We start from the raw sequence: 14,994 nt of genomic DNA, 5'->3' as shown, positions 1-14,994 counted from the left end.
TACGTTCTCACCATGACCGAAGCAGTCGAGAGCACCGAACCCCTGCCTGATCCCGCACACGTCCAGCACGAGCATCCCGATGTCACGGGTGGCTGGCTGCGACCGGCTGTCTTCGGGGCGATGGACGGGCTGGTGTCCAACTTCGCCCTGATCATGGGTGTCGTCGGCGGCAGCAGCGGCAACGACACCAAGCCGATCGTGCTGGCGGGTCTCGCCGGTCTGGCCGCAGGAGCGTTCTCGATGGCGGCGGGGGAGTACACCTCGGTCGCGAGCCAGAGTGAGTTCGCGCTCGCGCAGGTCGACATCGAGCGTGACGAGATCCTCAACAACGAGACGGCCGAAGAGGCCGAGCTCGCGGCGATGTTCATCGAGAAGGGCGTCGATGAGGACGTCGCTCGGCAGACGGCGGCGCAGATCCACCGCGACCCGGAGAACGCCGTCAAGGTCCACGCTCGGGAGGAGTTCGGCGTCGACGTCGACGACCTGGCCTCGCCGATGCTCGCCGCGGTGTCGTCGTTCTTCGCGTTCGCGGTCGGCGCGCTGGTCCCGGTGTTCCCCTACCTGATCGGCATCGAGTCGCCTTGGACCGCGATCGGGCTGTCGCTCGTGGCGCTGTTCGGGTGCGGAGCGATCGTCACGCGGATCACCGCCAGGTCGTGGTGGTTCGGCGGGATCCGGCAGCTCGTGCTCGGCGGCGCGGCGGCCGGACTGACCTACCTCGTGGGCGACGCGGTGGGCACTGCGATCGGCTGATGCGACGCACCGGCACCCGGCCGTGTAATCTTGTGATGCTGTCCGAGGCCAACGTCGTCCCCGGTACGAGAATTTTCGTGATCCTGATGACGTAAGTGAGGCCCATGGTGCGCGCCCCCCTCTTTTCGGCTCAGCCCGCTGCTCAAGGTCTGTACGACCCGCAGAACGAGCACGACGCCTGTGGTGTCGCGTTCGTCGCGACGCTGACGGGTGTGCCCAGCCACGAGATCGTCCTCCAGGGCCTCACCGCCCTGCGCAACCTCGACCACCGCGGAGCCGTCGGCGGCGACCCGGACACCGGCGACGGTGCGGGCATCATGATCCAGGTCCCCGACGCGTTCCTGCGCGGGGTCAGCGGCGTCGAGCTGCCCGAAGCGGGTTCGTACGCCGCGGGCATGGCGTTCCTGCCGACCGACGAGGCCGAGGCCGCCGAGGCGCGCCGCCGGGTCGAGGAGATCGCGACCGAGGAGGGCCTGACGGTCCTCGGCTGGCGCGAGGTCCCGGTCGAGCCCGAGGTGCTGGGCCACGGCATGTCGCGCGCGGCGATGCCGGCCTTCGTCCAGGTCTTCGTCACCGCATCGGGCGAGGCGCAGAGCGGCATCGAGCTCGACCGCACGGCGTACTGCCTGCGCAAGCGCGCCGAGCACGAGCTCGCGGTCTACTTCCCGTCGCTGTCGAGCCGCACGCTCGTCTACAAGGGCATGCTGACGCCCGAGCAGCTCGAGGGCTTCTTCCCCGACCTCGCCGACCCGCGCATGGAGTCGGCCATGGCGATCGTGCACAGCCGCTTCTCGACCAACACGTTCCCCAGCTGGCCGCTCGCGCACCCGTTCCGCTTCATCGCGCACAACGGCGAGATCAACACGGCGCGCGGCAACCGCAACTGGATGCGCGCCCGCGAGGCCCTGCTCGAGAGCGACCTGATCCCCGGCGACATGAACCGGCTCTTCCCGGTCTGCGACCCGCTCGGCAGCGACACCGCATCGTTCGACGAGGTGCTCGAGCTGCTGCACCTCGGCGGCCGCAGCCTGCCCCACGCCGTCATGATGATGATCCCCGAGGCGTGGGAGAACGACGCCGACATGGACCCGGCCCGCCGGGCGTTCTACGAGTTCCACTCCTCCGTCATGGAGCCGTGGGACGGCCCCGCCGCGATCGCGTTCACCGACGGCAACCAGATCGGCGCGGTCCTCGACCGCAACGGCCTGCGCCCCGGCCGCTACTGGGTCACCGAGGACGGCCTCGTCGTGCTCGCGTCCGAGGCCGGTGTCCTCGACCTCGACCAGAAGACCATCACCCGCAAGGGCCGCCTCGAGCCCGGCAAGATGTTCCTGCTCGACCTCGACCAGCACCGCATCATCGAGGACCACGAGATCAAGAACACGCTCGCCTCGGAGCACCCGTACGACGAGTGGCTCTACTCCGGACTCGTGCGCTTCGAGGACCTGCCCGACCTCGAGCACATCGTGCACACGCACGCCTCGGTGACCCGTCGCCAGCAGGTGTTCGGCTACACCGAGGAGGAGCTGCGGCTCCTCATCGCGCCGATTGCTCGCACCGGCGCCGAGGCGATCGGGTCGATGGGCACCGACACGCCCCTCGCCGCGATCTCCGACGGCCCGCGGCAGCTGTTCGACTACTTCTCGCAGCTGTTCGCGCAGGTCACCAACCCGCCGCTCGACGCGATCCGTGAAGAGGTCGTCACGTCGCTGGCGGGCACGATCGGTCCTGAGCGCAACCTGCTCGCGCCCAGCCCGGCGTCGTGTCGCATGCTGCAGCTGCCGTTCCCCGTGCTCGACAACGACGAGCTCGCCAAGATCCGGCACATGAACAAGGACGGCGACATGCCGGGCTTCTCGGTGCACGTCGTCCGTGGCCTGTACGACGTCCACGGTGGTGGCGCCGCGCTCAAGGCCAAGCTCGACGAGATCTGCGCCGAGGTGTCCCGCGCGATCGCCGACGGTGCACGGATCATCGTGCTGTCCGACCGGCACTCCAACGCCGATCTCGCCCCGATCCCGTCGCTCCTGCTGACCGGGGCGGTGCACCACCACATGGTGCGCGAGAAGCTGCGCACGCAGGCGGGCCTCATCATCGAGGCAGGTGACGTCCGCGAGGTGCACCACGTCGCGCTCCTGATCGGCTACGGCGCGACCGCGGTCAACCCGTACCTCGTGCTGGAGTCCGCCGAGGACCTGGCGCGCGAGAAGGTCTTCGTCGAGGGCGTCGAGCCCGGCAAGGCGCTGCGCAACGTCGCGTACGGCCTCGGCAAGGGCGTGCTCAAGGTCATGAGCAAGATGGGCGTCTCGACCGTGGCGTCCTACACCGGCGCCCAGATCTTCGAGGCCGTCGGACTGTCGAACGACGTCATCGAGGCCTACTTCACCGGTACGTCGTCCAAGCTCGGCGGCGTCGGCCTGGACGTGCTGGCCGAAGAGGTCCGTTCCCGTCACCTCAAGGCGTACCCGACGAGCGGCATCGCCGCCGCACGTCGCCACCTCGAGACCGGCGGCGAGTACCAGTGGCGGCGCGGGGGACCGGAGCACCTGTTCGACCCCGAGACGGTGTTCCGTCTGCAGCACTCCACGCGTACCGGCAGCTACGAGATCTTCAAGCAGTACACGAGCCGCGTCGACGACCAGTCCGAGCGACTCATGACGCTGCGTGGCCTGTTCGGCTTCAAGGAGGGCGAACGCCCGCCGGTGCCGATCGACGAGGTCGAGCCGGTCTCCGAGATCGTCAAGCGCTTCTCGACCGGTGCGATGTCGTACGGCTCGATCAGCCAGGAGGCGCACGAGACCCTCGCGATCGCGATGAACCGCCTCGGCGGCAAGTCCAACACCGGCGAGGGTGGCGAGGACCCCGAGCGCCTGTACGACCCGGAGCGCCGCTCGGCGATCAAGCAGGTCGCGTCGGGCCGCTTCGGTGTCACGTCGGAGTACCTCACCAACAGCGACGACATCCAGATCAAGATGGCGCAGGGTGCCAAGCCCGGCGAGGGCGGCCAGCTGCCCGGACCCAAGGTCTATCCGTGGGTCGCACGCACGCGGCACTCGACGCCGGGTGTCGGCCTCATCTCGCCGCCGCCGCACCACGACATCTACTCGATCGAGGACCTCAAGCAGCTCATCCACGACCTCAAGAACGCCAACCCATCGGCACGCGTGCACGTCAAGCTCGTGTCGGAGATCGGCGTGGGCACGGTCGCGGCGGGCGTCTCCAAGGCCAAGGCCGATGTCGTCCTGATCTCCGGCCACGACGGCGGCACCGGCGCATCGCCGCTGACGTCGCTCAAGCACGCCGGCGGACCGTGGGAGCTCGGCCTCGCCGAGACCCAGCAGACCCTGCTGCTCAACGGGCTGCGCGACCGCATCGTCGTGCAGACCGACGGCCAGCTCAAGACCGGCCGTGACGTCGTCATCGCGGCGCTGCTCGGCGCCGAGGAGTTCGGCTTCGCCACCGCTCCACTCGTCGTGAGCGGCTGCATCATGATGCGGGTCTGTCACCTCGACACCTGCCCGGTCGGCGTCGCCACCCAGAACAAGGCGCTCCGCGAGAAGTACGCCGGCAAGGCCGAGTACATCGTCAACTTCTTCCAGTTCATCGCCGAGGAGGTTCGCGAGATCCTGGCGCGCCTGGGCTTCCGCACGATCGAGGAGGCCGTCGGCCATGCCGAGGTCATCGACGCTCGCAAGGCCGTCGACCACTGGAAGGCCGACGGACTCGACCTGACCCCGATCCTGTACGTCCCGGAGCTTCCCGAGGGTGCGGCCCGGCACAACACCACGGGCCAGGACCACAGCCTCGACAAGGCGCTCGACAACGAGCTCATCGCGCTCAGCGCCGACGCCCTCGAGCGTGGCGAGCCGGTGCGCGCGCAGGTCGACATCCGCAACGTCAACCGTACGGTCGGCACGATGCTCGGCCACGAGGTGACCAAGCGCTACCGCGGCGAAGGTCTGCCGGAGAACACGATCGACATCACGTTCCTCGGCTCGGCCGGGCAGTCGTTCGGCGCGTTCGTGCCCAAGGGCGTCACGCTGCGGCTCGAGGGTGACGGCAACGACTACGTCGGCAAGGGCCTGTCCGGCGGCCGCATCGTGGTCCGCCCGCCCCGCGAGGTGCAGTTCACCGCCGAGGCGCAGATCGTCGCGGGCAACGTGATCGGCTTCGGCGCGACCAGCGGCGAGATCTTCCTGCGCGGCAAGGTCGGCGAACGGTTCTGCGTCCGCAACTCCGGCGTCAGCGCTGTTGTCGAGGGCGTCGGCGACCACGCGTGCGAGTACATGACGGGCGGCCGGGTCGTGATCCTCGGCCCGACGGGACGCAACGTCGCCGCGGGCATGAGCGGCGGTGCGGCGTACGTCCTGGACCTCGACGAGACTCGCGTCAACAAGGACATGGTGGAGCTGCGCCCTGTTGCCGGCACCGCTGCTGACGAGCTCAAGTCGCTGATTCACAAGCACCAGGAAGAGACCGGCTCGGTCGTCGCGGAGCAGCTGCTCGGCGACTGGGAGCAGTCGCTGGCCCGCTTCACCGAGATCATGCCGGTCAACTACCGGCTGGTGCTCGAGGCGCGCGACGCCGCCGAGTCCGAAGGACTGTCCGAGGAAGACACGACCGCACGCATGATGGAGGTGGCCGCACGTGGCTGATCCCAGAGGATTCATCACGACCCCCCGACAGGTCGCCGAACGGCGCCCGGTCGAGGAACGCGTCAACGACTGGAACGAGGTCTACCCGGGTGGACCCGGCCGCGCCCTGCTGCCGATCATCACCGAGCAGGCTGGGCGCTGCATGGACTGCGGCATCCCGTTCTGCCACTCCGGCTGCCCTCTCGGCAACCTGATCCCGGAGTGGAACGACCTGGTGTGGCGCGAGGACTGGGACGAGGCGCTCGACCGCCTGCACGCGACCAACAACTTCCCGGAGTTCACCGGGCGGCTGTGCCCTGCGCCGTGCGAGACCGCATGCGTCGTCGCGATCAACCGCGACGCCGTGACGATCAAGAACGTCGAGGTCTCGATCATCGACAAGGGCTGGGACGACCGGCAGGTCAAGCCCGAGCCGCCCGAGTGGCTCACCGGCAAGACGGTTGCCGTGGTCGGCTCCGGTCCGGCAGGTCTGGCCGCCGCTCAGCAGCTGACCCGCGCGGGCCACACCGTCGCGGTCTACGAGCGGGACGACAAGCCCGGCGGGCTGCTCCGCTACGGCATCCCCGAGTTCAAGATGGAGAAGATCCAGGTCGAGCGCCGCATCGACCAGATGCAGCGCGAGGGCACGGTCTTCCGTACGGGCGTGCAGGTCGGCGACACGCTGACCGGCCACCAGCTGCGCGACCGCTACGACGCCGTCGTCCTGGCGATCGGCTCGACCGTACGCCGTGAGCTGCCCGTTCCCGGCCGTGAGCTCGCCGGCATCCACCAGGCCATGGAGTTCCTCCCGCAGGCCAACCGGGTCGCGCTCGGCGAAGAGGTGGAGAACCAGATCGTCGCGACCGACAAGGACGTCATCATCATCGGCGGCGGCGACACCGGCGCCGACTGCCTCGGAACGTCCGTACGTCAGGGGGCCAGGTCGATCACGCAGCTCGAGATCATGCCCAACCCCGGCACGGATCGTCCCGAGACCCAGCCGTGGCCGACCTACCCGATGATCTACCGCGTCTCGTCGGCCCACGAAGAGGCGGGGGAGCGGGTCTACTCGATCTCGACCAAGGAGTTCCTCGGCGAGGACGGCCACGTCAGCGGCCTCCGGCTCGTCGAGGTCGAGATGGTCAGCGGGAAGTTCGAGGAGGTCGAGGGCTCCGAGCGGGTCGTCCCGGCGCAGCTCGTGCTGTTCGCGATGGGCTTCACCGGTCCTGAGCAGGAGGGCCTCGTCGACCAGCTTGGCGTCGAGCTCGACGAGCGCGGCAACATCAAGCGCGACAAGAGCTACATGTCCAGCATCGACGGCGTGTTCGTCGCCGGTGACGCCGGACGCGGCCAGTCGCTCATCGTGTGGGCCATCGCGGAGGGCCGTTCGGCTGCCGCAGGGGTCGATGCCTACCTGTCGGGATCCACCAACCTGCCGGCCCCGATTCCGCCCAACGCGCGCCCGTTGACGGTGTGACACCCGGTCTTTTGCGCTCTGACCTGACCGAAACCTGATTTGTTGCGCCAAACCACTTAAGTGACTCGCCGGTAGGCGAAGCACTGGATAGGCTCGTGAAGTGAGAAGAGCGAAGATCGTCTGCACCCTCGGCCCGGCCGTCGGTAGCGCCCACAAGATCCTGCAGCTGACCGAGGCGGGGATGGACGTCGCGCGGCTCAACATGAGCCACGGCGAGCAGTCCGACCACGAGCAGAACTACGCCTGGGTCCGCGAGGCGGGCGACAAGGTCGGCAAGGCCATCGCCGTGCTGGCCGATCTCCAGGGCCCCAAGATCCGGCTCGGCCGCTTCGCCGACGGACCTGTCCAGCTCGAGGTCGGCGGAACGTTCACGATCACGACCGACGACATCCTCGGCGACGTGAACCGTTGCTCCACGACCTACAAGGGTCTGCCGGGCGACGTCTCGGTGGGCGACGAGATCCTGATCGACGACGGCCGCATGCGCCTGCGGGCGACCGCCGTCACCGACACCGACGTCACCTGTGCCGTCGAGACGAGCGGTCCGGTCAGCAACAACAAGGGCATCAACCTGCCCGGCGTGATGGTCAGCGTCCCCGCGATGAGCGAGAAGGACATCGACGACCTGCGGTTCGCGCTGCGGCTCGGCGTCGACTTCATCGCGCTGTCGTTCGTACGCTCCGCCGACGACTACTACGACGTCAAGAAGATCATGGTCGAAGAGGGCATCATGCGCCCCGTCATCGCCAAGATCGAGAAGCCGCAGGCGGTCGACAACCTCGACGGCATCATGGACGCGTTCGATGGCGTCATGGTCGCGCGCGGTGACCTCGGCGTCGAGCTGCCGCTCGAGGACGTGCCGATCGTCCAGAAGCTCATCGTCGAGAAGGCCCGCCGCAACGCCAAGCCGGTCATCGTGGCGACCCAGATGCTCGAGTCGATGATCTCCGCCCCGCGGCCGACCCGCGCCGAGGCGTCCGACGTCGCCAACGCGGTGCTCGACGGCGCCGACGCCGTGATGCTGTCGGGTGAGACGAGCGTGGGGGAGTACCCGATCCACACCGTCACCACGATGGCTCGCATCATCGAGTCCACCGAGGAGCACGGCCTGCCTCGCATGGCCGCGTTCACCTGGAAGGCCAAGACCAAGAGCGGCATCATCTGCCGCGCAGCCGCCGACGTCGCCGAGGCCGTCAGCGCCCGCTTCGTCGTCGCGTTCACGACGAGCGGCGACTCCGCCCGGCGCATGACGCGTTACCGCTCCAAGGTGCCGGTCATCGCGTTCACGCCCGACCCGCTCGTACGCTCGCAGCTGGCGCTCAGCTGGGGCATCGAGACATTCCTCGTCCCCGAGGTCACGCACACCGACGAGATGGTGCTGCAGGTCGACAAGGCGCTGCTGGAGATCGGCCGCTGCGCCGACGGCCAGCAGGTCGTCATCGTCGCCGGGAGCCCTCCGGGCATCCCGGGCTCGACCAACGCGCTGCGCATCCACAACATGGGCGATGCGATCAACGGCGTCGTCCCGGCCTACCAGGACACCAAGGAGTAGCTCGCGGTACGCCCTCGAGCTCGCGCCGTGGGGTGCTGAGGTCGCCGCGGCAGGGCGCCGTGAGGTGGTGTGGTCGCTGCGGCAGGGCGCCGTGGGGTGCTGAGGTCGCTGCGGGAGGGCGCCGTGGGGTGCTGAGGTCGCTGCGGCAGGGCGCCGAGCTCAGGAGGCCGTTGTTGCCCGTCGACGAGCAGACGACGCAGCGCGACGGACCTGGCTGACGACGCTTGTCGATGGGCAAGAACTGACTCGTGAGCGTTCGTGCCCAGCAGCACCAGGGGAGGGGTGCAGGGCTCCGTGCTGACGTGGGCTGAGCCGCATCGCCACCTCACCGCGAGTGCGCGCTGTGACGTCGGCTCACGAGTGCCGGCAAGCCGGCACGGCGGCCTTCGGCCGTTGCTTCCCGGCACGGGTGCGAAGCCCGAGCGAAGCGAGTGGCTGAGCCACCCGTGCCGGGTGCGGGAGTCGAACCCGCACGCCCTTGCGGACAACGGTTTTTGAGACCGTCGCGTCTACCATTCCGCCAACCCGGCATGCGCACGCGTCTGTCGAGCTCAACCCGAGTTCATGTGCGGGATAACCTTCTCATGTGACTGCTCAAGGCCCTGAATCGGGACGGCCCGCACCGCGTGTCGTGATCGCCGAGGACGAGGCGCTGATCCGGCTCGACCTCGCCGAGATGCTCGCCGAGGAGGGCTACGTCGTCGTGGGCCAGGCCGGTGACGGTGAACAGGCCATCGAGCTGGCGATGGAGCACCGCCCCGACCTCGTCGTGATGGACGTCAAGATGCCCAAGCTCGACGGCATCGCGGCCGCCTCCCAGATCGCCCAGGCCCGCATCGCGCCGGTCGTCATGCTCACGGCGTTCAGCCAGCGTGAGCTCGTCGAGCGGGCACGCGACTCCGGTGCCATGGCCTACCTCGTCAAGCCCTTCACCAAGTCCGACCTCGTGCCGGCGATCGAGATGGCAATGAGCCGTTTCGCCGAGATCCGAACGCTCGAGCACGAAGTCGGTGACCTCACCGACCAGCTCGCGACCCGCAAGGCGATCGAGCGTGCCAAAGGCCTCCTTCAGGAGGCGCTGAGCATCAGCGAGCCCGAGGCATTCCGCTGGATCCAGCGCACCGCCATGGACCTCAGACTCACGATGCAGCAGGTCGCGCAAGGGGTCATCGACCACGGTCCCGAGCTCGGCTCGGCGGCCGATCCGCAGGCCTGATCCGCCCCGGGTTACAAATTGGCTACGTTACCGGCCGTAATTGGCTCGTTGACCCAATTGACCCATGGAAAGACTAAGTTCATGGGTACGTACACGCACCCTGGCACGCGCCATGGGCTTTCTACATATCCGGAGGATTGATGAAACGCAGTACCCAGACGATCCGCCTCGCGGCCGTCGTGGCCGCGAGCGCGCTTGTTCTCGCTGCATGTGGCGGCGGCAGTGACAGCGACGGCGACAAGCCCAAGGCGTCCGACGCACCCGCAGCCAAGGGCGACGGTGTCCTCACGGTCGGCACGCTCCTGCCGTCGACCGGTGACCTGGCGTTCCTCGGCCCCCCGGAGTTCGCTGGTGTCGACCTCGCGGTCAAGGACATCAACGACGCCGGCGGCGTGCTCGGCAAGCCGGTCGTGCAGTCCAAGGCTGACTCCGGCGACGGTACGCCGAAGATCGCGCCCGGCTCGGTCGACAAGCTCCTCGCGGCCAAGGCCGACGTCATCATCGGTGCGGCGTCCTCGAGCGTCTCGCTGAGCGTCATCGACAAGATCGTCGGCGCTGGTGTCGTGGAGTTCTCCCCGGCCAACACGTCGACCGCCTTCGACACCTACGACGACAAGGGCCTCTACTTCCGTACCGCCCCGTCCGACGTGCTCCAGGGCAACGTGCTCGGCAACCTCGTCCTCAAGGACGGCGCCAAGAACGTCGCGATCATCGCGCGCCAGGAGGCGTACGGTGAGGCGCTCGCCGACAACGTCGAGAAGACCATCAAGGACCAGGGTGGAACGGTCGCTGCCAAGGTGCTCTACAGCGTCGACGCGACGTCCTACACGTCCGAGATCCAGAAGATCAAGGACGCCAAGCCCGACGCGATCGTCGTGATCTCGTTCAACGAGGCCACCAAGATCATCCCCGGCCTCGAGGCTGCGGGCATCGGACCCAAGGACGTCAAGACGTACTTCGTGGACGGCAACACCGCCGACTACAGCAAGGACTTCCCCAAGGGAACCCTGAAGGGCGTCAAGGCGACCTACCCCGGCGCACAGCTGAAGGACGACTTCAAGGCCCGCCTTCTGGAGACGAACCCGAAGCTCAAGGACTTCACCTATGGTCCTGAGTCGTACGACGCGACGATCCTCACGGCGCTCGCTGCCGAGGCGGCCAAGAGCGACGATGGTGTCGCCCTGTCGAAGAAGATCCAGGAAGTCTCCGAGGGTGGCGAGAAGTGCACCACGTACGCGGACTGCCTGGCGCTGCTCAAGGACGGAAAGGACATCGACTATGACGGTGTCTCCGGACCGGTGGACATGAACGACACCGGATCGCCGTCGAAGGCCACGATCGGCATCTTCCAGTACGACGACAACAACCAGTACAAGAACCTCGAGTACGTCACCGGCGTCGTCGAGTAAGTACGCATCGCACCACAGCACGACCAGCAGGGCCCCGGCTTCGGCCGGGGCCCTGCTGCACGTCCCCGGCACGTTGGCGGTTTACCAAGAGGTCAGGGCAAACTGCCACTCCTCAGGGCTCGCGCCCCTTGAGGGGTGGCTGTTTGCCCGGTGGAGCGCCGTCCACACCCCTGGAGTCTCAGGAGTACGTCCACAGGCCCGGCGACGCTCACTGACGGTGGCGACGTCTGGCGATCTGATGGACCGATGGATGACCGCCTTCGCTCGCAAGCCATCGCTCGTGGATACCTCACCCGGGCACAGATCATCGACGCCGGATATCGGGACCGTGACATCAAGGTCGCCCTGCGCGTCGGGCTGCTCGTGCGGCTGCGGCACGGGATCTACGCGTACACCGACGACGTGGCCGGCCTGGACGAGCTGGCGCTGCATCGCCTGTTGTCCTACGCGGTCGTCGACCGGTTGGGCGAAGGGTTTGTCCTGAGCCACCAGTCTGCCTGTGCCGCACACGGGATCGACCTGTACGGACTGCCGGACCGGCTCGTGCACGTCACGAGGCTGGACGGCCGCGCAGGTCGCCGTGAGGCCGGCGTGGTGCACCATGTCGGCCACGTCCCACCCGAGGACGTGGTTGTCGTCGACGGGCGGACGGTCATGGTCCCCGAACGCGCGGTGTTCGAGCTGGCGACCATCGGGCGCACCGAGACGGGCGTGGTCGCGGCCAGCTCTGCCCTCCACCTCGGCCTCGTGAACGCGGAGGGACTGGCGGAGATGGCCGAACGCCTGGAACGCTGGCAGGGCGCCCGTCACGCAGCCTTGGCGTTCCGGTTGGCGGACGGCCGGTGCGAGTCCGTGGGGGAGTCGCGCTCACTCTTCATGGTGTGGCGGGGAGGCCTTCCGCGGCCAGAACAGCAGGTCTCGATCCAAGGGCCCTTCGGGGTGGTTGCGCGCGTCGACTTCGACTGGGACGCCTGGCGCCACACTGGCGAGTTCGACGGACTGTTCAAGTACGGCCGGCTCAACCCGTACGGCAGTGATCCGGGGCGAGTTCTCGAGGATGAGAAGGCTCGTGAGGACGCGGTCCGAGGCACCGGGCGGGGCATGTCCCGGTGGATCTGGCCAGACCTGCCGCTTCGACAGACCGTCGAGCGCCTGAGAGCCGATCTCGACCGATCGCGAAGCCTCTATTGCCGAGGGCGTATGTACATCAATCTCGGCTGAACCCCGCACGGCAAACTGCCACTCCTCATGGCGCGCGCGCCGTGCGGAGTGGCAGTTTGCCCTGACCTCTTGGTAAACCGCGAGGGTCTCAGTGCGCCTTGGCGAGCGTGCCGAGGTAGAGCTCGATGACCTTGGGGTCGGTCATCAGGTCGCGGCCCGAGCCGGTGTGGGCGTTGCGACCCTGGTCGAGCACGTAGGCCCGGTCACAGATCTGCAGGCAGCGGCTCGCGTTCTGCTCGACCATGACGACCGAGACGCCGGCGCTGTTGATGCGCTTGGTCTGGACGAACACCTCGTCCTGCAGAGCGGGGGACAGGCCGGCCGACGGCTCGTCGAGCAGCAGCACCGAGGGGGACATCATGAGCGCGCGGCCCATGGCGACCATCTGGCGCTCGCCGCCCGACAGTGAGCCGGCCCGCTGGTCCTTGCGCTCGAACAGCCGCGGGAAGATGTCGGTGACGTAGCCGAAGCGCTCCTTGAACTTCTTGGGGTCGAGGTACATCCCCATCTCGAGGTTCTCCGACACCGTCAGCGACGGGAAGACGTTGTTGGTCTGCGGCACGAACCCCACGCCCGACGCGACGAGCTGGTCGGCGCGCAGGTTGGTGATGTCCTTGCCGTTGAGCACGACGGTGCCCTCGTGGACCTTGACGAGGCCGAACATGGCCTTGAGCAGCGTCGACTTGCCGGCGCCGTTGGGGCCGATGATGCCGACCAGCTCGCCGTCGTGGCAGTGCAGGCTCGCGTCGTTGAGGATGTTGACGCCGGGAAGGTAGCCGGCGATCAGGTTGTCGGCGCGCAGGATCGCGCCCTCGGGTGAGGCGTAGTCGTCGACCATCAGCTGTTCTCCTCGGCTTCTGCTTCCGCTTCGAGCTCGGCCTCGGCTGCGGCCAGGATCTCTTCCTCGGTCTCATGGGTGAGCGCGGCGTCGTGGTGCGCGCCCAGGTAGGCGTCGATGACCGCCTGGTTGGCCATCACGGTGTCCGGCGGCCCTTCGGCGACGATCTTGCCCTGGGCCATCACGACGACCCAGTCGGAGATGTCGCGAACCATGTCCATGTCGTGCTCGACGAACAGGACCGTACGTCCCTCGTCGCGCAGTGACTTCACGTGGCCGAGGAGCGACTGCTTGAGCGCTGGGTTCACGCCGGCCATGGGCTCGTCGAGCATGATGAGCTCGGGGTCGACCATCAACGCGCGCGCCATCTCGAGGAGCTTGCGCTGGCCGCCGGACAGCGATCCGGCGAAGTCGTCCGCCTTGGCGTCGAGCTTGAACCGCGCGAGCAGGTCCATCGCCCGATCGGTGTTCTCCTTCTCCTGCCCGCTCCAAAGGCCCTTGAACAGGCTCGGGAAGAACTTCTCGCCGCGCTGACCGGTCGCTCCGAGGCGCATGTTCTCGATGACCTTGAGCCGCGAGAGCACCTTGGTGAGCTGGAACGTTCGGACCATGCCCTTGCGTGCGACCTTGTAGGGCGGCACGCCGTGCAGGCTCTGGCCGTTGAACGTCCACTCGCCGCTGTCGGGCTCGTCGAACCCGGTCAGCAGGTTGAAGAACGTCGTCTTGCCGGCACCGTTGGGGCCGATCAGCGCGGTGATCTTGCCGCGCTGGATCTCGAAGTGCTCGACGTCGACTGCGGTGAGGCCGCCGAACTTCCGGGTCACCCCGTCGGCCACGAGGATCGAGTCGGACTTCTTGCTCTGGGTGTCGCTGGACGGCTGCGTGTCAGTGGGCATCGATCGCCAGCTCCCTTCTGTCTCCGAAGATCCCTTGTGGCCGGTAGATCATGATCAGCATCAGTATCAACCCGAGGAAGATGAGGCGCATCAGGCTGGCCTGGTCGTCGGTCATGATCGACGCCGGGATGGTCGGGTTGGCACCCGAGGTCATCTTGTCGAAGAACAGGTCAAGACCGCTGATGAAGAACCAGAAGATCAAGGCACCGGCGACCGGGCCGAAGACCCGCGCGGCGCCACCGATCAGCAGCACGGTGTAGGTGAAGAACGTCGTGTCGGTCGCGAAGTCCGACGGTGCGACGTTGCTGGTCGCCAGGCCCGACATGATGCCGGCCAGGGCGCCGATGACACCACCGAGCACGAGCGCCTGCATCTTGTAGGAGTAGACGTTCTTGCCCAGGCTGCGCACGGCGTCCTCGTCCTCGCGGATGCTCTTGAGGACGCGTCCCCAGGGGCTTCGCATCAGGAGATAGACGAAGCCGCACAACAGCAAGGCAAGGGTCCAGCCGACGATCATGATGAAGAAGTCGTACGACCTGAAGTCGAGCCCCAGGAAGTGCACACCCCCTGACGGGACGAAGTTGAGCGACCGCATGCCGTCGACGAATCCGTAGCGGCCGTCCTGGCCGCCGAACTCGTCGTTGAGGGCGGCCGAGCCGAGGACCTGGCGGATCGCCTCTGCTGCCGCGATCGTCGCGATCGCGAGGTAGTCGGCGCGGAGCCGCAGCGTGGGCACACCCAGGACGAGGGCCAGGACGACCGCCATCAGGAGGCCGACGACGAGGCTCGGGAAGAGCGGCCAGCCCCACGTCTGGATGAGTGAGCCGAGGGCGTAGCCGCCGACCATCATGAACGCGGCTTGACCGAAGTTGAGCAGTCCGGTGTAGCCGAAGTGGATGTTGAGTCCGATGGCGGCGAGGCAGTAGATGATGGCGCTGGGGCCGATTCCCTGCTCGATCGCACCGGAGAGGACGCCTGACCATTCCATGGTTTTCTCC

The 14,994-nt window shown here is 67.7% G+C and carries 10 protein-coding genes and 1 tRNA gene; 7 read left to right on the top strand and 4 right to left on the bottom strand.

Annotation, left to right across the window (positions count from 1 at the left end):
* Positions 1 to 12 precede the first annotated feature (12 nt).
* The 4 genes from ESP70_RS02735 to pyk all read left to right on the top strand — a co-directional run bounded on the left by ESP70_RS02735 (position 13) and on the right by pyk (position 8,416).
* Positions 13 to 753 (top strand): VIT1/CCC1 transporter family protein, encoded by a 741-nt coding sequence (locus ESP70_RS02735; RefSeq protein WP_149687828.1) that lies wholly within the window; start codon positions 13 to 15, stop codon positions 751 to 753.
* A gap of 104 nt (positions 754 to 857) precedes the next feature.
* A complete protein-coding gene (gene gltB / locus ESP70_RS02730; RefSeq protein WP_149687827.1) occupies positions 858 to 5,408 on the top strand; it encodes a glutamate synthase large subunit in 4,551 nt (1,516 codons plus the stop codon).
* On the top strand, positions 5,401 to 6,864 hold the full coding sequence (locus tag ESP70_RS02725; protein ID WP_149687826.1) for a glutamate synthase subunit beta: 1,464 nt from the start codon (positions 5,401 to 5,403) through the stop codon (positions 6,862 to 6,864). Before gltB ends, ESP70_RS02725 begins: the two co-directional genes overlap by 8 nt.
* A gap of 100 nt (positions 6,865 to 6,964) precedes the next feature.
* A complete protein-coding gene (gene pyk / locus ESP70_RS02720; protein WP_149687825.1) occupies positions 6,965 to 8,416 on the top strand; it encodes a pyruvate kinase in 1,452 nt (483 codons plus the stop codon).
* A gap of 447 nt (positions 8,417 to 8,863) precedes the next feature.
* On the opposite strand, the gene ESP70_RS02715 is transcribed toward pyk, so the two are convergent.
* Positions 8,864 to 8,946, bottom strand: a tRNA-Leu gene (locus ESP70_RS02715).
* Between the two features lie 56 nt (positions 8,947 to 9,002).
* Here ESP70_RS02715 and ESP70_RS02710 point away from each other — a divergent pair.
* The 3 genes from ESP70_RS02710 (at position 9,003) to ESP70_RS02700 (ending at position 12,262) form a co-directional block, all read left to right on the top strand.
* Positions 9,003 to 9,632, top strand: coding sequence for an ANTAR domain-containing response regulator (locus ESP70_RS02710; protein WP_149687824.1), 630 nt, complete (start codon positions 9,003 to 9,005; stop codon positions 9,630 to 9,632).
* Positions 9,633 to 9,772: 140 nt separating this feature from the next.
* Positions 9,773 to 11,041, top strand: coding sequence for an ABC transporter substrate-binding protein (locus ESP70_RS02705; RefSeq protein WP_149687823.1), 1,269 nt, complete (start codon positions 9,773 to 9,775; stop codon positions 11,039 to 11,041).
* 246 nt (positions 11,042 to 11,287) lie between these two features.
* Positions 11,288 to 12,262 (top strand): type IV toxin-antitoxin system AbiEi family antitoxin domain-containing protein, encoded by a 975-nt coding sequence (locus ESP70_RS02700; RefSeq protein WP_149687822.1) that lies wholly within the window; start codon positions 11,288 to 11,290, stop codon positions 12,260 to 12,262.
* An 88-nt stretch (positions 12,263 to 12,350) separates the two neighbouring features.
* Here the strand turns inward: ESP70_RS02700 and ESP70_RS02695 are convergent, their stop codons facing one another.
* From ESP70_RS02695 to ESP70_RS02685, 3 genes are read right to left on the bottom strand one after another with little or no spacing between them, the layout of a single operon-like run.
* Positions 12,351 to 13,100 carry an ABC transporter ATP-binding protein gene (locus tag ESP70_RS02695; protein WP_149687821.1) on the bottom strand — a complete coding sequence of 250 codons (750 nt, stop codon included), beginning with the start codon at positions 13,098 to 13,100 and terminating at the stop codon, positions 12,351 to 12,353.
* The gene (locus ESP70_RS02690; RefSeq protein ID WP_149687820.1) at positions 13,100 to 13,996 is read right to left on the bottom strand and encodes an ABC transporter ATP-binding protein; all 897 of its coding nucleotides are present in this window, start codon (positions 13,994 to 13,996) and stop codon (positions 13,100 to 13,102) included. Before ESP70_RS02690 ends, ESP70_RS02695 begins: the two co-directional genes overlap by 1 nt.
* A complete protein-coding gene (locus ESP70_RS02685) occupies positions 13,986 to 14,984 on the bottom strand; it encodes a branched-chain amino acid ABC transporter permease (protein ID WP_149687819.1) in 999 nt (332 codons plus the stop codon). Before ESP70_RS02685 ends, ESP70_RS02690 begins: the two co-directional genes overlap by 11 nt.
* Positions 14,985 to 14,994: the final 10 nt, after the last annotated feature.

Origin of the sequence: Aeromicrobium ginsengisoli (assembly GCF_004134905.2) — a bacterium.
Classification (GTDB): domain Bacteria; phylum Actinomycetota; class Actinomycetes; order Propionibacteriales; family Nocardioidaceae; genus Aeromicrobium; species Aeromicrobium ginsengisoli.
This window is presented reverse-complemented; position numbering and strand designations above follow the sequence as displayed.